The organism is Phycicoccus duodecadis (genome assembly GCF_002846495.1).
Classification (GTDB): Bacteria; Actinomycetota; Actinomycetes; order Actinomycetales; family Dermatophilaceae; genus Phycicoccus; species Phycicoccus duodecadis.
On the sequence record NZ_PJNE01000001.1, the window covers coordinates 1,733,015 to 1,748,284 of the forward strand.

A 15,270-nucleotide genomic window follows, 5' to 3' on the forward strand; every position below is an offset into this window, starting at 1 on the left:
TGATCAATCTGTCCATTGATCCACCGCTCCGACCAGAGCGGCGACGGGGTGGAGATGCTCAGGGCGCCGTGATGGGCGGCGTCAGCCGGGCGACGACGTAGAGCACACCGTACGGGTCGCTGACGTCGAGCGCGTCGCACGACAGCCCGCCCCGGGCCGCCATGACCGATGCGGCGACCTGCAGCGGGGCCCGGCCCTGCACCAGCAGGTCGGCGCAGAGGGCGGGGTCGAGGGCCAGCAGCGCGTCGGCGTCGGCGGCCCGCAGCGCGCTCACGATGCTCTCGTCGACGGCGGCGGCGCGTTCGTCGAGGTGGCCCGGCGCCTTCTCGCCGCGGCGGGCGCTGCCGTCGGCGACCACGACCAGGGTCGCGGCCGGGCGGCCGGACAGGTGCCGCCCGAGCGCGCGGCACTCGGCGGTGGGGGCGTCCCAGGCCACGACGACCATGCCGTCGACCCCGACGCCGGCCAGGCCGGCCAGGTGCCGGCCCACCCGCTGGCCCAGCGGGGGCCGGGTGCCGCGCTGCTCGCGGTCGGTGGCGACGACGAGCACGACCCGGTCGGTGCCGTCGGCGTCGGTGGCGGCCTGGACGGCCTCCACGCAGCGAGCGCGCAGGTCGGCGCCGACGTCCTGGCGCCCGGTGTACTCGGGCAGCAGCAGCGGGGCGCTGGGGACGACGACGACCGACGAGCTCATGCCAGCCCCCGCACCGTGCGCGCCGGGGGGAGGTCGCCGGCGACCACGGACACCAGGTCGAGGACCTGGCGGGTCTCGACGACCTCGTGCACGCGGTAGACCTGCGCGCCGTGCCAGGCGCACAGGGCCGTGGCGGCCAGGGTGCCGGTGAGCCGCTCGCCGACGGGCAGGTCGAGGGCCTCGCCCACGAAGTCCTTGTTCGAGAGCGAGACCAGCACCGGCCAGCCGAGGGTGGTCAGCTCGTCGAGCCGCCGGGTGACCTCGAGGGAGTGCCAGGTGTTCTTGCCGAAGTCGTGGGCGGGGTCGATGACCACGCGGTCGCGGGCCACCCCCATCGAGACGGCGCGCTCGGCCTGGCGCAGCAGCGAGGCCCGCGCGTCGGCGACGACGTCGTCGTACTCGATGCGGTGCGGGCGGGTGCGGGGCGTCACGCCGCCGGTGTGGGTGCAGACCAGGGACGCCCCGAACTCGGCTGCCACGGAAGGCAGCTCGGGGTCAGCACCGCCCCAGGCGTCGTTGATGAGGTCGGCACCGACCTCGCAGACGGCACGCGCCACCTCGCTACGCCAGGTGTCGACGCTGATGACCAGGTCGGGGTAGGCGCCGCGGACCCGCTCGACGAACCCCACGACGCGGCTCTTCTCCTCGGCCGCGTCGATCTCGGCCCCGGGCGCGGCCTTGATGCCGCCGATGTCGACGAGGTCGGCGCCCTGGTCGACGACCTGCCGGACGCGGTCGAACGCGGCGTCCTCGGCCCAGGTCCTCCCCTTGTCGTAGAAGGAGTCCGGGGTGCGGTTGACGATGGCCATGACCAGCCGCGCCGAGGCCGGGAACTCGCGACGGCCCAGCCGCAGCGGGGCGCCCCGGTTCACGCGGGCACCCTCGTGCGGTAGCCGTCGACGGCCGCGGCCGGAGGGCGCTCGCGCAGGTCGACGTCACGGGGGCGCGGCGTGAAGCCGGCTGCGGTGCGGTCGTACTGGGTGAGCACCGCGGCGTCGCGTGGCTCGCCCCGGCCCCCGCGCCGGGCCTCGACGGCCGCGACGACCTGGACGGCCATCGGGCCCAGGGTGTCGTGCCGGTGGTGGCGGTGGGTGCGGCGCCCGAGGTCGACCTGGGCGATGGCGTCGGCTCCGTGGGCCGCGGCGGTGTCGACGAGGGCGGCGATCTCGACCCCGTAGCCGACGGGCACCGAGAACCGTTCGATTGCGGCTCGCCGCACGGCCCACTCGCCCGCGAGGGGCTGTACCAGCCCAGTCAGCTCGGGGTGGTGCAGGGCCAGCAGAGGGCGTGCGACCAGCTCGGTGACCCGGCCGCCGGACTCGGCCTCGTGCCCCTGCTCGTCGAGCAGCGGGCGGTCGTAGACGGCCTTGACGAGCATCACCGACGGCTCGGTGAGCAGCGGCCCGAGCAGCCCGCTGACGAAGTGCGGCCCCCACTCGATGAGGTCGGCGTCGAGGAAGACCAGCACGTCGCCGGTGGTGACGTGCAGCGACTTCCAGAGCGCCTCGCCCTTGCCGCGGGCCGGCCCCAGAGCCGGCGCGATGTCGGCGGCGGCGTGCACGGTGGCGCCGGCCGCCCGCGCGACCTCGGCGGTGCGGTCGGTCGAGTCGGAGTCGATGACCACGAGCTCGTCGACGAGGGGGACCTCCTCGACCCAGGCGCGCCGCACGCCGGCCACGACGTCGGCCACGGTGGCCTCCTCGTCGCGCGCCGGGATGACCACGCTCACCCGGGTGGTGCCCTTGGCGGCCAGCAGGGTGTCGAGGTCGACCGGGGTCGCGAGCGTGCGCACCGGCATCAGGCGGCGTCCTGCGCCGGACGGCGGAAGACGGCCAGCAGGCCCAGGGCGGCCAGGACCCCGCCGACCGCCGCGACCACGCCCCAGACCAGGCCGGAGAACGGCAGACCCAGGGCGGCGTCGAGCGACCAGGAGCCGGGCCCGACCAGGGCGAGCCCCACGGCCACCATCGCGACGAGGACGACGTACTCGGCCCCGCCCTTGAAGACGAAGAAGCCCTTGCCGCGGTGGTCGGTGAGCGCGGCGACCGTCATCAGGCCGACGAACGCGGCGCAGGCCGGCCCGGTGAGCAGGCCGAGCGTGACGAGCACACCGGCCGTGAGCTCGGTGACGGCGGCCAGCCGGGCGTGCAGCCGGCCGGGGCGCAGCCCGAGCGACTCGAACCACCCGGCCGTGCCGGCCAGGCCGCCGCCGCCCCAGACCTTGTTGGCCCCGTGCGCGACGAGCATCGGCCCGAGGGCCAGCCGGACGACGAGCATCCCGAGGTCGAGGTCCATCCCACTCCGTCCGTGGTCGAGGTCGAGGGCCCGGTGACCGTGGCCCCCGCCCCGCGAGGGGCGCGAACGCCCGGTTCCGGTGGTTCACGAGTCTAGGTCGCCGGGTCGGCGCGCCCGAGGTCAGGCGGTGACCTCGACGCCCTTCCAGAAGGCCACCCGGCCGGTGATCTCGCGGGCCGCGTCCTTGGGCTCGGGGTAGAACCAGGCGGCGTCGGGGTTGGCCTTCCCGTCCACCTCGAGGCTGAGGTAGGAGGCGGTGCCCTTCCACGGGCAGACCGACGTGGTCGCGGACGGGCGCACGACGTCGTCGCGCACCGCGGTGCGCGGGAAGTAGTGGTTGCCCTCGACGACGACGGTGTCGTCGCTCTCGGCGATGGTGGTGCCGTTCCAGATGGCCTTCATGGCGCACTCCGCTTCACTCGGGGTCGGTTCAGGGTGAACGCGCGGCGGCGTGCTCCTCTTCCGCACGGCTCACCCGCTGTCGAGGGTTGCCGCGGCCGCCGTCGTTGGCGATGCTCGGGGCATGACCCAGGACACCGCCGCCCTCGCCACGCGCTTCCTCGAGCTGCACCGCGCCCCCACCCTCCTGCGGGTGGTCAACGTCTGGGACGCGGCCAGTGCCCGCGCCGTCGCCTCCGTCGAGGGGACCACGGCGCTCGCCACCGCATCGCACTCGATCGCCGCGACGTTCGGCTACGAGGACGGCGAGAACATCCCGCTCGACCTGATGCTCGACATGATCGGCCGCATCGTGGCCGTGACCGACCTGCCGGTGAGCGCCGACCTCGAGTCGGGCTACGGCGACCCGGGCGCGACCGTCCGGCGCGCGATCGAGGCCGGGGTCGTCGGGGGCAACCTCGAGGACGGGATGCGCCCGTTGCCCGACGCCGTGCGGGCGGTCGAGGCCGCGATGGGCGCGGCGCGGGACGCCGGCGTGCCCGACTTCGTCCTCAACGCCCGCACCGACGCCTTCGTCAGGGCCGAGGGCCGCTCGCCGCAGGAGTGCCTGGAGGAGGCCGTCACCCGTGGGCTGGCCTTCCTCGAGGCGGGGGCCCCGGTGGTGTTCGTGCCCCGCGTGACCGAGCGCGCCCACGTCGAGCGGCTGGTCGCCGAGCTCGGGCCGCAGCGCCTGACCCTCATCGTCCTCCCGGGCATGCTGCCCCTGGCCGAGCTCGAGGAGCTGGGCGTGGCCCGCGTCTCGTACGGCCCGTGGTCCCAGCGGGTGGCGCTGACCGCGCTGCAGCAGCTGGCCGAGCGGGTCCGCGACGGCGAGGGCGCCCTGCCCGGCGACGTCCGCCCGCTCACCTGAAGCCCCTCGGGGGGCGGCCGTCAGCCGGCCGAGACCGGCACCAGCGGGTGGATGGCGATGTCGCCGGCCAGCGCACCCTCGGCCGCCTCCAGCGCGGCGGCGATGTGCGGCGTCCGCATGTGCGCGTCCAACGCCGCCTGGTCGGTCCACTCCTCGACGGTGACGAACATCCCCGGGGCGGAGGCCGACTCGTAGAGGTCGTACGAGAGGCAGCCCTCCTCCTGCCGGGTGGCCTCGACGAGCGTCCTGAGCGCGGCGCGGATGGCGTCGGTGGCCTCGGGCTTGGCGGGGAGGGTGGCGACGACGTGCAGCGACATGGTGGACCTCTCTGTCCTGAAGGAGCCCCAGGCTAGACCCCGGGCCGCGCGCCCGGCCAGTGCCCGCCCCGCTCGGCCAGGGCGGCGAGGTTGAGCAGCTGGCGGCGCGCCATCACGAGGTCGCCCATGGCCACGAACGGCGCCAGCGCCCGGCCCCGGGCCATCACGAGCTTGAGCAGCAGGCGCGCGGCATCCGGGCCGGCCGGCTCGACCCGGTACGACATGACCGCACCGAGGATGCGGCCGGTAAGCTCGCGCCCGGGCTCGACGGCCAGCACCTCCCCGACCGGGCGGCCGGCCGCCGCCGTGAACGGCTCGCCGACGCGGGGCTCGTCGAGCCCGAGCAGCCGGTCGGGCGAGCGCCGCCCGAGGTTGTCGACCAGGTCGTAGGAGTAGGGGGCGGCCCGGATCTGGGTGAGCCAGGGCCACACCGCGTCGACGGGCGCGGCCACATCGACGCCGCGCCACACGGCCAGCACCGGGGCGGGGACGAGGTCGTCGCAGGCGTACCGACGCGAGACCTCGGCGTCGGTGACACCCCAGCGGTCGGCGATCATCGCCCCATCATCCGCCGGGCCGGCCGCCCCCGCCGTCCCCGAACGTGTGTGAAAACACCCCGGGGATCCCGGCGTGTTCACACACGTTCGGGTCCGGGACGGGGCTGGATCTCGCCCATCGGCCCGAACCCCGTGACCTCCTCGGTGTCGACGTAGATGATCTGCGGCTGGGCCGCGACGATGTCGGGCATCTCGCTCATGAACCGCTCGACGTGGGGCTGCTGCATGTGGGCGGCCCCGGCGGCGCCGTCGCGGAAGCCCTCGATGCACACGAAGGTGTTCGGCTCGTCGACGGACTCGGAGAACTCGAAGAACACGTTGCCGGGCTCGGCGGTGACGGCGTCGACGTAGAAGCGCGACAGCTCACGCCACTGCGCCAGCCTGTCCTCGCGGATGGGGAACTTCACGGTGATCAGGATCATGGGGTCTCTCCTGGTGGGGACGGAGCGGGCGGCTCCACGGTAGGACGGGCCGCGCCCCCGGCCCGCCCGGGGGGTGGGCCGGGCGGGACGGGGGCGGGGCCGGGTCGGGTCAGGCCGCCGCCGGCGCGGAGGGCGGGGCGGCGGCCGGCGGGGGCGCCGACACCCGCCGGGTGAGGGCGTCCTGGATGCGGGCGCCGGCCACCGCCGAGGCCCAGCCGAAGACGCCCCCGAGCACGATCGCGAGGACCGTCGACCAGAACGCGGCCCCGTTGCCGAAGAACGAGGCCGCCCCGAAGAACGCGCCGGGGATGAAGGACAGGACGTGCCATCCGGCCTGGAGGCACATCAGGGCGGCGATGACGGCCACGGCGACGGCCAGCGCCCCCGGGAAGGTGACGGCTCCGGCGAACCAGACCGCGAGCCAGCCGTAGACGACGCCCGAGAGCGCCGAGGCGAGGACGCGGACGAAGCCGTCGCGGTGGGCACCGGCGGCGTAGAAGCCGGCCCAGATGACGAAGGCGATCCAGGTGACCAGGCCCAGCGTGACGCTGAGCTGGGTCCAGATCCCGGCCAGGACGCCGATCGAGACGGCGACACCGAGGTAGTTCTTCACAGCGGACTCCTTTGTCCGGAGGGGGGAACGGTGCCGGTCAGGGCACGAGGATGGCGCGCCCGCGGACCTCGCCGGCGTCGAGGTCGCTGACGGCCTGCTGGAAGTCGTCGAGCGCGTACTTCTGGGTGTGCAGGGTGACCAGGCCCTTGGCCGCGAGCGCCATCAGGTCCTGGAGGTCGTTGTAGGACCCGACCAGGTTGCCGATGACGTTCTTCTCGCTGGAGATCAGGTCGATGGTCGGCACGTCGACGTTCTCGCCGTAGCCGACCACGTGGTAGTCGCCCGCCTGCCGGGTCATCGCGAGACCCTCGGCGGTCGAGCCGTTCTCGCCGACGAAGTCGACGACCACCTCGGCCCCGGCGCCGCCGGTGAGCCCCAGCACCTCGTCGACGTGGCCGCCGTCGCCGAGGACCCCGACGTCGGCCCCGACGGACTCGGCCAGGCGCAGGGCCGCCGGGTTGCGGTCGACGACGACCAGTCGCGCCGGGGTGAGGGCCTTGAGGACCTGGATGCCGATGTGCCCGAGGCCGCCCGCCCCGATGACCACGCAGGTGTCGCGCGGGGTCAGCCGGCGGGCCGCCTTGGCCGCCGCGTGGTACGCGGTGAGCCCGGCGTCGGCCAGGGCGGCCACGTCGGCGGGCTCCAGGGCGTCGTCGAGTCTGACGCAGGAGCGGGCCGAGGTGAGCAGGTACTCGGCGTAGCCGCCGTTGGTGTCGATGCCGGGGAAGGCGCTGTTCTCGCAGTGCACGTCGTCGCCGGAGCGGCAGGCCCGGCAGAGCCCGCAGGTGACGAGGGGATGCAGGATCACCTTGTCGCCCTCGGCCACGTTGGTGACGGCGCTGCCGACGGCGTGCACCCATCCGGCGTTCTCGTGGCCGATCGTGTACGGCAGCGTGACCTGGGACTTCTCGGCCCACTGGCCCTCGAGGATGTGCAGGTCGGTGCGGCACACCCCGGCCCCGCCGATGCGGACCACGACGTCCCACGGCCCGCGGGCCTCGGGGATCGCGGTCTCGGTCATCTCGAGGTTCTGGTGGTAGCCGACGACGCGGACGGCGCGCATGGTGCTCATCGGTCAGGACTCCTTGGGGCTGAGGGGGAGCAGGTGGTGGTGGTCGGTGGGTTCGGCGCCCTCGGGGCGCGGTCGCTGGTCGGCGCCCGAGCCCTCGTAGCGCGTGCGCAGCAGGCCGCGGCAGAAGTGGGCGTTCCCGTCGATGCTGACCCTGGTGGCGCGGGCCCGGCGCAGGAACATCGCCGCCGACCCCGGTGCCGGGGGTCGGCCCTCGTGGTCGACGAGCACCGGGGCGTCGTCGGCCCGCGAGAGCCCCAGGGCCTCCCGGCGGCGCAGCAGCGCGTCGCGCTCCCGCCCGGCCGGGAGGTCGCCCAGCCGGACCCGCTCCGGGCCGCCCTCCGCGAGAGGGGAGCCGGCCCGCAGCAGCACGGTGAGGGCGCGCTCCATCGCGGCCGTGTGGGCCTTGCGCCGGAACGTGGCCCGCAGCTCGTCGAGGTCCTGCTCGGCCTCGTGCCGGAAGGTCCCGACGTAGCCGGCGTCGGCCGCCAGCCCCGCGTTGATGAGGTCGGAGTCGTGGTGGTCGTCGAGCTCGACGACCACCACGCCTACGCCTTCCAGCGCGGTGACCGCGTCCTTGCTGTCGGAGGCCATCAGGTAGGCGAAGTTCGGCGAGCAGAACGACGTGGGCAGGCGCAGGTGCACCGTCACGTCGCCGTCGTCGACGGCGACCGAGCGCACGAACCCCAGGTCGGTGATGGGTTCGTCGAGCTCGGGGTCGAGCACCGCCCCGAGGGCGCCGCGCACGGCCTCCTCGGTAACGGGCCGGGTGGCGAGCGCCGTCATCAGACGCTCGCCAGGTCGGCCGCCTCGGGGTCGCGCGGACCCGTCGCGGTCTCATCGGCGTCCGGGAGCCGCAGCTCGGCCGGCACGTCGAGGCCGTACATCTTGGCGGCGTTCAGCCCGAGGATCTTCTTCTTCTGGTCGGTGCTGATCGGGGCGTACTCGGTGAGGTCCTCGGGGATCTGGAAGTCGACGAAGCGCTCGACGAGCCACTTCGGCGTCCAGATGGCGTAGTCGCTGGAGAAGAAGATCCGGTCCTCCCCGATCCAGTAGAGGAGCTCACCGAGGATCTGCGCGAAGTAGCGCGGGCGGGTGTGCATGAACGGCATCGCCACCGCCAGGCCGCCGTACACGTTGGGTTCCTGGGTGGCGATCCAGCAGAAGTCCTCCAGGCGCGGCAGGCCCACGTGCTCGACGACGAAGTTGAGGTCGGTGAAGTCGGTGGCCACGTGGTCGATGTCGGCCACGTCGAAGGCGTCGCGGTCGAGCGGGCGGATGGTGGGGCCCTTGTGGATGTGGATGTTGGTGACGCCCAGCTCGCGGCAGGCCTCGAGGTAGCGCACGGCCCACGGGTCGGTCAGCTTCCAGCCGCGCGACTCCCCGTGCCACTCGGCGGTGTACAGCTTGACGCCGGTGAACTTCATCTTCTCGTGGTCGGCGCGCAGCCGGTCCAGGCCCTGCTCCCCGTTGCGGGGGTCGAAGTTGTGGTTGTACGTGAGCTTGGTCGGGTTCGCCCGGGCCAGCTCGAAGGCCTCCTCGGTCTGACCGAAGCCGTTCACGTAGAACTCGGTCAGGGCCGCCGGCTGGAAGATGGCGTGGTCGACGTAGCCGTCCTCGAAGAGGTCCTTCAGGAGGCGCCGGCCGCCCTGGTAGAGGTAGTCCTCGTAGCTCCACACCTCGCCCTCGGGCGAGAGGTTGCGGTGGTAGTCGTAGAAGCAGTCGATGAACTGCTTGCCGTGGATGTTGCGCTGGTTCTCGGGCCGCGCATCCCACAACGCCACGTGGGCGTCGACGATGTAGTAGCTCTCGCCGTCCTTGGTGTACATCCGCACTCTCCGTTCCCGCGACGCCGTCGTCGCTGACCCGACCGACGCTAGGTCGGGCCCCGGCGGCCGGGGAGAGGGGCGGTGTCCCACTTTGGGACATCCGGGGATGTCGCCGCGCACCCCGCGGCGTTACCGTCGGAGGGTCGAGAGGAGCCGGCGATGACGCCGTCCGAGGAGGCCCGCCTGCCGCATCGGGCCGTCGCGTCCGCGCCCGGTCAGGCGCCCACGGCCTCGCGCCGGCTGCTGGCCTCGTGGCGCCGCAGCGAGGAGTACGGCGTCTCGCTCGAGAACGTCGAACCGGTGTGGGGCGGCACCGTCGTCACCGACTCGCTGTTCGTCGAGTGCGGTCACGAGGTGCTCACCGGGCTGCACCGCACGCTGGCCTCCGAGCCGCTCAGCCTGATGCTCACCGACGCCGACGGGCTGGTGCTCAACCGGTTCTCGGGCGACACCTCCCTGCTGCGGGCGCTGGACGCCGTGCACCTGGCGCCCGGGTTCGCCTTCTCCGAGCGCGAGGCCGGCACCAACGGCCTCGGCCTGGCGCTGGCCGACCGCACGCCATCTCTGGTGCGCGCCGAGGAGCACTACAGCGCGAGCCTGTGCACCTACACCTGCGCGGCCGTCCCGGTGCTCGACCCCACCACGGGCCGGCTCGAGGGGAGCGTCAACATCACCACCTGGGCCCGGTCGTCGGCCGGCCTGCTGCTGGCGCTGGCCGAGTCGGCGGCCAGCACCACCAGCGCCCTGATGCTCGCCCGGTCGCGGGGTCGTACCCCGCGCACCCCGCCCCGCGGCGGGGTCTTCCGGATGCAGCGCGCCCGGCTCGAGCCGGGGGCCGGCACCCTCGACGCGATGTCGGCGCGCTGGACCGACGCCCTGGGCCGGGCCACCGACGCCCTCGCGGCCGGGCGGGTGGTGGCCGCCGTTGGAGAGCCCGGCTCGGGGCGCGCCACCCTGCTGGCCCAGGCCCTGCGCCGGGCCCACCCCCGCTTCCGCATCCTCAGCGCCGCCGCCCCAGCCCCCGAGGACGTCGAGGGCTGGCTGTCGCTGTGGACCCCGGAGCTCGCGAAACCCGAGACCGCCGTGATCGTCGAGGGCGTCTACATCCTGCCGGCCTGGGCCGCCCAGGAGCTGCACACCCGCGCCGTCGCGGTGCGCCGCTCGGCGGGAGGCGCCGAGGGCCACGGCGTCCGCCTCGCGTGGGCCGTCACCGCCGAGTCGCTCGACACCGTCCCGCACCCGCTCGCGGGCCTCATCGAGACCGTGGTCGACGTGCCGGCCCTGCGCGAGCGGGTGGGCGACGTGATGCCGCTGGCGCGGTACGCCGGGCACCAGACCCGGCTGCGCGAGGTGGGCTTCACCCCGGCCGCCGAGCACGCGCTCACCACCTACGGCTGGCCGGGCAACGTCGACGAGCTGATGCGCGTGGTCCACGACGCCGCGGCCCGCACCGAGACCGTCGACGTGCGGCACCTGCCCCCGTTCGTCTTGCGGGGAGCCAGCACCCGCCTGACCCGCATCGAGACGGTCGAGCGCGACGAGATCGCCCGGGTGCTGTCCGAGCCGGGGATGACGGTCAAGCAGGCCGCCACCGAGCTCGGGATGAGCCGGTCGTCGCTCTACCGCAAGATCGGGCACTACGGCCTCGACGACCTGCGCTGAACGGGCCCGGCCGAGCGCGGCCGACCGGCCCGCGGACCGGCGCTCGAGGACGCCCGCCCCACGTGACAGGCTGGGCGCATGACGACGACGGTCGGGGCCAACTGGGCGGGCAGCTACCACTACCGGGCCGCGGGCCTGGCCCGGCCGGCGTCGGTCGAGGAGCTCCAGGAGCTCGTGGCCGGCTCCGCCCACGTGCGGGCGCTGGGCTCGCGGCACTCGTTCTCCGACCTCGCCGACACCGACGGCGTCCTGGTCGAGCTGACCGGGCTGCCCTCCGGCATCCGGGTCGACGCGGAGGCCGGCACGGTGTCGGTGGCCGGCGGTGTCCGCTACGGCGAGCTCGCCGAGCAGCTCGAGCGCGAGGGCTGGGCGCTGGCCAACCTCGCGTCCCTGCCCCACATCTCGGTCGCGGGGGCCGTCGCCACGGGGACGCACGGGTCCGGGGCGCACAACCGCTCGCTGGCCGCGGCGGTGGCGGCGCTCGACGTGGTCGGGCCCGACGGCGACCTGCGCCGGGTACGCCGCGGCGACGCCGACTTCGACGGGTCGGTGGTCTCGCTCGGGGCGATGGGGATCGTCACCCGGCTCGAGCTCGACGTCGAGCCCACCTACCGGGTGCGCCAGGAGGTGCGCACGGGTCTGGCCTGGGAGGTCGTGGAGGCGCGCTTCCACGACATCGCGGGGGCCGGCTACAGCGTCAGCCTCTTCACCCGCTTCGACGACGAGGGCGTGGCCCAGCTGTGGGTCAAGAGCCGTGCGGACGAGCCGCCGCTGGCCGACGCCTTCGGCACCCTGGCCGCCGGCGCGACGATGCACATGATCCGCGGCGGCGCCGTCGAGGCCGTGACCGGGCAGGGCGGCGAACCCGGGCCCTGGCTCGACCGGCTACCGCACTTCCGGATGGGCTTCACCCCCAGCGCCGGCGCCGAGCTGCAGAGCGAGTACTTCGTCCCGCGCGAGCACGCCGTGGCCGGCATCGAGGCCCTGCGGTCGCTGTCGTCGACCATCGGTCCGCTGCTCGAGGTGGCCGAGATCCGCACCGTGGCCGCCGACGAGCAGTGGCTCAGCGGCGCCGGGGGTCAGGACGTCGTGGCGTTCCACTTCACCTGGGTGCGCGACGAGCCGGCGGTGCGTGCGGTGGTGCGCCTCATCGAGAGCGCGCTCGCGCCGTTCGGCGTACGCCCGCACTGGGGCAAGGTCTTCGAGCTCGACGCGGCGGCGCTGGCCGAGACCTTCCCGCGGCTGCCCGACTTCGTGGCCCTGCGCGACCGGGTCGACCCCGACCGGGTGTTCGGCAACGCCTTCCTCGAGCGCGTCCTGCCCTGACCCGGCTCAGTCGCGGCCCAGGCGCCACTGCGTGCTGGTCGCGTACCGCTCGCCGGGGCGCAGCACGGTGCTCGGCCAGTCGGGGTGGTGCGGCGCATCGGGGTAGCCCTGGGTCTCGAGGGCGACGCCGGCCCGGGCGGTGAGCGGCCGGCCGTCGAGCCCGGTCTGGGTGCCGTCGAAGTGGGCGCCGGTGTACACCTGCACCCCGGGCTGGTCGGAGTGCACCTCGAGCCAGCGCCCGGACGGCGCGGTGAGCCGCGCGGCCCTCCGCATCCCGGTGCCGTCTACGACGTAGTGGTGGTCGATGCCGCCGGCGATGCGCAGCTGCTCGTCGTCGCTCGCGAGCACGTCGCGCAGGGCGGTCGGGGTGCGCAGGTCGAAGGGGGTGCCGGCCACCGGGCGCACCTCGCCGGTGGGCACGAGGTCGGGGCGCAGCGCGAGGAACGAGGACGCCGGCACCTCGAGGACATGGTCGTCGACGGTCGGCCCGTCGTCGAGGCGGAGGTAGGCGTGGTGGGTCAGGTTCAGCACCGTGGGGGCGTCGGTCTCGCCCGTGTACTCGATGGTGACGCTCCCGGGAGCGACACGGTAGGTGACGGTCACGGCCAGCGTGCCGGGGAAGCCCTGGTCACCGTCGGGGCTGGTGAGGCCGAGGGTCGCGTGCGCCGGCCCGTGGTCGAGGACCTCCCAGTCGCGGCGGTCGAACCCGTCGGCGCCCCCGTGCAGGGTGTTGCCGAACTGGTTGGTCGTCAGCCGGTGCTCGACGCCGTCGACCGCCAGGTGGCCGGCGGCGATGCGGTTGCCGAACCGCCCCACCACGGCCCCGACGTACCCACCGTCGGCCATGTACGACGCCGGCTCGGCGAGGCCCAGGACGACGTCGACCGGGCCGTCCCCGTCGTCGACGACGAGGCGCCGCACCGACGCCCCCGCGGTGAGGAGCTCTAGCCGGAGGCCGTCGGCGTGCAGGTCGAGGATGCGCGGGGTCACCATCGCGCCATCCTCGCGCAGGCCGGATCCGTCGAAGGATGTTCATCCGGGGGGTTTTCGGGTACGGGACCGGAGCACGTCACATCATCGACAGAAGGAGAACCAGCCATGTCGGCTGACGAGAAGGTCGCGAAGGACCTCGTGGAGACCCTCAAGGACGGCCGCGACGGGTTCGCGTCCGCTGCCGAGAAGCTGCGTGACAGCGACAACCCCACGGCGGCCTCCACCATGCAGCGCTTCTCCGAGCAGCGCGCCGGTTTCGCTCGCGACATCGTGGCCCTGGGCCACGACTACGGCGACGACGTCGACGAGAGCGGCTCGGTCGCGGCCAAGGTCCACCGCGGCTGGCTGTCCCTCAAGGACGCCGTCACCGGTGAGGACGCCGCCGCCGTCATCGGCGCCGCCGTGTCCGGCGAGGACCACGCCGTCTCCGAGTACGAGAAGGCGCTCCAGGAGTCCGACCTCAGCGAGGGCTTCCGGGCCGTCGTGCAGCAGCAGCACACCGCCATCGTCGCCGCGCGCGACGAGGTGAAGGCGCTCCAGCACACCTCCTGACCGGAGGGGCTGCGACGGCGGGTGGTGCCACACGGCACCGCCCGCCGTCGTCGTGTCCGCCCCCAGACCAATCCGGCGGGGCGCCGGCGCCGAACCTCCCAGGCAGCACCACGGCAACGTCGGGCCCGACTCCGGGCCCACGAACAAGGGAGTTCTTCGTGCGCATCACCACCAAGCTCGGCACCGCAACCTTCGGGTCGGCCCTCCTGCTGACCCTCGGCGCCGGTATGGCCCAGGCCGCGACCGTGGCCGACGGCAACACCATGGCGACCCTGCGCCCCGTCGCCCTGAACGGCGTCAACGCCAGCGGGACCGCGATGGTCACCGTCTCGGGCAACCGCATCGACGTCACCATGGCCGCATCGGGCCTGCTCGCCGACAGCCCGCACGCCGCCCACATCCACTTCGGCGCCGACGCCCGTCACGAGTGCCCCCAGGCCTCCGATGACAAGGACGGCAGCGGCACCCTCAACACGACCGAGGGCGGCCCCGCGTACGGGCCGATCGTCGTCTCGCTGACCAAGACCGGCGACACCTCGCCGAAGAGCGGCTTGGCCGTCGACCGCTTCGACACCGCCCCCGGCGGCAAGATCTCCTACGAGCGCGGCAGCATCACCGTGTCCCCCGAGGTGGCCCAGGCCATCGCGGACGGCAAGAGTGTCGTCGTCGTCCACGGCGTGGACCACAACGGCAACGGCAAGTACGACGGTGAGACCAAGAGCGACCTCGACCCGAGCCTTCCCACCGAGGCCACCGACCCCGCCATCTGCGGCGTCCTCGCGGCGGCTCCGGCCGGCGGCGTCCAGACCGGTGGCGGCGGGACCTCGACCCCCGACAACGGGCTGGCCCTGGCGCTCGGCGGCGGCCTGATCCTCGCAGCCGTCGGCACCGGTGCGTTCGCCGCCCGCAAGGCGACCAACCGCCTCTGATGTCGATCTCCTCGACCTTCGGTGGCCGCCGCGGTGTCCTCGCCGCGGTGGCCACCGTCGTCCTGCTCGTCCTGGGCGGGGGGCTGGTGGCCCGCGCGCTGACCGCGCCCGGGCCGCCGCCCCAGCCCGACAGCAGCCAGGCCGTGGCCGCGCCGAGTACGCCCCCGGCGTCGGCCCGGCCATCTCCGTCCGCCGCACCCACGGAGGCCGAAGCCCCGGACCCCGACTTCGGTCTGCTCATGGCGCCCAGTGCGCCGGTCGCCCTGCGCATCCCCTCGATCCACCTCGCCACCAAGGGTCTCGTCGAGCTCGGCATCGGCACGCGCGGCGAGCTGGAGGCTCCGAAGGACTTCCAGCGGGCCGGGTGGTACGCCGCGGGCCCGACCCCCGGCGAGTTCGGCCCCTCCGTCATCGCCGGGCACGTCGACAGCACCCTCGGCCCGGCGGTCTTCTACCGCCTCGGCGCCCTCGAGAAGGGCGCGCAGGTCATGGTGGACCGCAAGGACGGCTCGACCGCCACGTTCGTCGTCGACCGCGTCGCGCGCTACCCGAAGGCGCACTTCCCGACGTCCGAGGTCTACGCCGACACCGGAGGGCGGGCCGAGCTGCGCCTGATCACCTGCGGGGGCGACATCGACCGCCAGAGCGGCCACTACCTCGACAACGTCGTGGCCTACGCACACCTCGTCCCGGGAGCCTGAGC

The 15,270-nt window shown here is 74.2% G+C and carries 19 protein-coding genes; 6 read left to right on the forward strand and 13 right to left on the reverse strand.

Features of this window, described 5'->3' with window-relative positions:
* Window positions 1–58: 58 nt before the first annotated feature.
* The 5 genes from ATL31_RS08025 to ATL31_RS08045 form a co-directional block, all read right to left on the reverse strand.
* Window positions 59–694, reverse strand: coding sequence for a class III extradiol ring-cleavage dioxygenase family protein (locus ATL31_RS08025; RefSeq protein WP_101395307.1), 636 nt, complete (start codon window positions 692–694; stop codon window positions 59–61).
* The gene (folP, locus tag ATL31_RS08030) at window positions 691–1,503 is read right to left on the reverse strand and encodes a dihydropteroate synthase (protein ID WP_101397391.1); all 813 of its coding nucleotides are present in this window, start codon (window positions 1,501–1,503) and stop codon (window positions 691–693) included. The genes ATL31_RS08025 and folP overlap by 4 nt, the downstream gene beginning before the upstream one ends.
* Before the next feature lie 59 nt (window positions 1,504–1,562).
* On the reverse strand, window positions 1,563–2,492 hold the full coding sequence (locus ATL31_RS08035) for a glucosyl-3-phosphoglycerate synthase (protein WP_101395308.1): 930 nt from the start codon (window positions 2,490–2,492) through the stop codon (window positions 1,563–1,565).
* Window positions 2,492–2,989 (reverse strand): DoxX family protein, encoded by a 498-nt coding sequence (locus tag ATL31_RS08040; RefSeq protein ID WP_101395309.1) that lies wholly within the window; start codon window positions 2,987–2,989, stop codon window positions 2,492–2,494. Before ATL31_RS08040 ends, ATL31_RS08035 begins: the two co-directional genes overlap by 1 nt.
* A 120-nt stretch (window positions 2,990–3,109) precedes the next feature.
* Window positions 3,110–3,391, reverse strand: coding sequence for a DUF427 domain-containing protein (locus tag ATL31_RS08045; protein WP_101395310.1), 282 nt, complete (start codon window positions 3,389–3,391; stop codon window positions 3,110–3,112).
* A gap of 121 nt (window positions 3,392–3,512) precedes the next feature.
* Between ATL31_RS08045 and ATL31_RS08050 the strand changes: the two genes are divergently transcribed.
* On the forward strand, window positions 3,513–4,298 hold the full coding sequence (locus ATL31_RS08050) for an isocitrate lyase/PEP mutase family protein (protein ID WP_101395311.1): 786 nt from the start codon (window positions 3,513–3,515) through the stop codon (window positions 4,296–4,298).
* Window positions 4,299–4,318: 20 nt separating this feature from the next.
* On the opposite strand, the gene ATL31_RS08055 is transcribed toward ATL31_RS08050, so the two are convergent.
* From ATL31_RS08055 to ATL31_RS08090, 7 genes are all read right to left on the reverse strand, one after another.
* Window positions 4,319–4,615 carry a putative quinol monooxygenase gene (locus ATL31_RS08055; RefSeq protein ID WP_101395312.1) on the reverse strand — a complete coding sequence of 99 codons (297 nt, stop codon included), beginning with the start codon at window positions 4,613–4,615 and terminating at the stop codon, window positions 4,319–4,321.
* Window positions 4,616–4,647: 32 nt separating this feature from the next.
* Window positions 4,648–5,172, reverse strand: coding sequence for a polyketide cyclase (locus ATL31_RS08060; protein ID WP_101395313.1), 525 nt, complete (start codon window positions 5,170–5,172; stop codon window positions 4,648–4,650).
* 77 nt (window positions 5,173–5,249) lie between these two features.
* The gene (locus ATL31_RS08065; RefSeq protein ID WP_101395314.1) at window positions 5,250–5,594 is read right to left on the reverse strand and encodes a putative quinol monooxygenase; all 345 of its coding nucleotides are present in this window, start codon (window positions 5,592–5,594) and stop codon (window positions 5,250–5,252) included.
* 109 nt (window positions 5,595–5,703) lie between these two features.
* Complete coding sequence (locus ATL31_RS08075; RefSeq protein WP_101395315.1) at window positions 5,704–6,207, reverse strand: DUF1097 domain-containing protein; 504 nt, start codon at window positions 6,205–6,207, stop codon at window positions 5,704–5,706.
* A 37-nt stretch (window positions 6,208–6,244) separates the two neighbouring features.
* A complete protein-coding gene (locus tag ATL31_RS08080; protein WP_211283988.1) occupies window positions 6,245–7,279 on the reverse strand; it encodes an NAD(P)-dependent alcohol dehydrogenase in 1,035 nt (344 codons plus the stop codon).
* 3 nt (window positions 7,280–7,282) lie between these two features.
* Window positions 7,283–8,062: an iron-sulfur cluster assembly protein gene (locus tag ATL31_RS08085; RefSeq protein WP_101395316.1), complete on the reverse strand. Its 780-nt coding sequence runs from the start codon at window positions 8,060–8,062 to the stop codon at window positions 7,283–7,285.
* Window positions 8,062–9,105 carry an amidohydrolase family protein gene (locus tag ATL31_RS08090; protein WP_101395317.1) on the reverse strand — a complete coding sequence of 348 codons (1,044 nt, stop codon included), beginning with the start codon at window positions 9,103–9,105 and terminating at the stop codon, window positions 8,062–8,064. Before ATL31_RS08090 ends, ATL31_RS08085 begins: the two co-directional genes overlap by 1 nt.
* Window positions 9,106–9,264: 159 nt before the next feature.
* Here ATL31_RS08090 and ATL31_RS08095 point away from each other — a divergent pair, with 159 nt between their 5' ends.
* Complete coding sequence (locus ATL31_RS08095) at window positions 9,265–10,767, forward strand: AAA-type ATPase lid domain-containing protein (RefSeq protein ID WP_101395318.1); 1,503 nt, start codon at window positions 9,265–9,267, stop codon at window positions 10,765–10,767.
* Between the two features lie 78 nt (window positions 10,768–10,845).
* Window positions 10,846–12,093: an FAD-binding protein gene (locus ATL31_RS08100; RefSeq protein ID WP_101395319.1), complete on the forward strand. Its 1,248-nt coding sequence runs from the start codon at window positions 10,846–10,848 to the stop codon at window positions 12,091–12,093.
* Between the two features lie 6 nt (window positions 12,094–12,099).
* Here ATL31_RS08100 and ATL31_RS08105 read toward each other — a convergent pair whose 3' ends face one another.
* The gene (locus ATL31_RS08105; RefSeq protein ID WP_101395320.1) at window positions 12,100–13,086 is read right to left on the reverse strand and encodes an aldose epimerase family protein; all 987 of its coding nucleotides are present in this window, start codon (window positions 13,084–13,086) and stop codon (window positions 12,100–12,102) included.
* 105 nt (window positions 13,087–13,191) lie between these two features.
* Between ATL31_RS08105 and ATL31_RS08110 the strand changes: the two genes are divergently transcribed.
* From ATL31_RS08110 to ATL31_RS08120, 3 genes are all read left to right on the forward strand, one after another.
* Window positions 13,192–13,638, forward strand: coding sequence for a ferritin-like domain-containing protein (locus ATL31_RS08110; protein ID WP_101395321.1), 447 nt, complete (start codon window positions 13,192–13,194; stop codon window positions 13,636–13,638).
* Window positions 13,639–13,796: 158 nt separating this feature from the next.
* Entirely contained in the window at window positions 13,797–14,567 is a 771-nt protein-coding gene (locus tag ATL31_RS08115) for a CHRD domain-containing protein (protein WP_101395322.1), read from the forward strand.
* On the forward strand, window positions 14,567–15,268 hold the full coding sequence (locus ATL31_RS08120) for a class F sortase (RefSeq protein WP_101395323.1): 702 nt from the start codon (window positions 14,567–14,569) through the stop codon (window positions 15,266–15,268). Before ATL31_RS08115 ends, ATL31_RS08120 begins: the two co-directional genes overlap by 1 nt.
* The last annotated feature ends 2 nt before the right edge of the window (window positions 15,269–15,270 follow it).

What these genes read in the sequence shown, in the direction of transcription:
- folP (WP_101397391.1), bottom strand. Translation starts at nt 1,503, where the DNA reads ATGGCCATCGTCAACCGCACCCCGGACTCCTTCTACGACAAGGGGAGG.
- ATL31_RS08040 (WP_101395309.1), bottom strand. Translation starts at nt 2,989, where the DNA reads ATGGACCTCGACCTCGGGATGCTCGTCGTCCGGCTGGCCCTCGGGCCG.
- ATL31_RS08055 (WP_101395312.1), bottom strand. Translation starts at nt 4,615, where the DNA reads ATGTCGCTGCACGTCGTCGCCACCCTCCCCGCCAAGCCCGAGGCCACC.
- ATL31_RS08095 (WP_101395318.1), top strand. Translation starts at nt 9,265, where the DNA reads ATGACGCCGTCCGAGGAGGCCCGCCTGCCGCATCGGGCCGTCGCGTCC.
- ATL31_RS08060 (WP_101395313.1), bottom strand. Translation starts at nt 5,172, where the DNA reads ATGATCGCCGACCGCTGGGGTGTCACCGACGCCGAGGTCTCGCGTCGG.
- ATL31_RS08080 (WP_211283988.1), bottom strand. Translation starts at nt 7,279, where the DNA reads ATGAGCACCATGCGCGCCGTCCGCGTCGTCGGCTACCACCAGAACCTC.
- ATL31_RS08100 (WP_101395319.1), top strand. Translation starts at nt 10,846, where the DNA reads ATGACGACGACGGTCGGGGCCAACTGGGCGGGCAGCTACCACTACCGG.
- ATL31_RS08065 (WP_101395314.1), bottom strand. Translation starts at nt 5,594, where the DNA reads ATGATCCTGATCACCGTGAAGTTCCCCATCCGCGAGGACAGGCTGGCG.
- ATL31_RS08025 (WP_101395307.1), bottom strand. Translation starts at nt 694, where the DNA reads ATGAGCTCGTCGGTCGTCGTCGTCCCCAGCGCCCCGCTGCTGCTGCCC.
- ATL31_RS08035 (WP_101395308.1), bottom strand. Translation starts at nt 2,492, where the DNA reads ATGCCGGTGCGCACGCTCGCGACCCCGGTCGACCTCGACACCCTGCTG.
- ATL31_RS08110 (WP_101395321.1), top strand. Translation starts at nt 13,192, where the DNA reads ATGTCGGCTGACGAGAAGGTCGCGAAGGACCTCGTGGAGACCCTCAAG.
- ATL31_RS08045 (WP_101395310.1), bottom strand. Translation starts at nt 3,391, where the DNA reads ATGAAGGCCATCTGGAACGGCACCACCATCGCCGAGAGCGACGACACC.
- ATL31_RS08050 (WP_101395311.1), top strand. Translation starts at nt 3,513, where the DNA reads ATGACCCAGGACACCGCCGCCCTCGCCACGCGCTTCCTCGAGCTGCAC.
- ATL31_RS08105 (WP_101395320.1), bottom strand. Translation starts at nt 13,086, where the DNA reads ATGGTGACCCCGCGCATCCTCGACCTGCACGCCGACGGCCTCCGGCTA.
- ATL31_RS08090 (WP_101395317.1), bottom strand. Translation starts at nt 9,105, where the DNA reads ATGTACACCAAGGACGGCGAGAGCTACTACATCGTCGACGCCCACGTG.
- ATL31_RS08120 (WP_101395323.1), top strand. Translation starts at nt 14,567, where the DNA reads ATGTCGATCTCCTCGACCTTCGGTGGCCGCCGCGGTGTCCTCGCCGCG.
- ATL31_RS08085 (WP_101395316.1), bottom strand. Translation starts at nt 8,062, where the DNA reads ATGACGGCGCTCGCCACCCGGCCCGTTACCGAGGAGGCCGTGCGCGGC.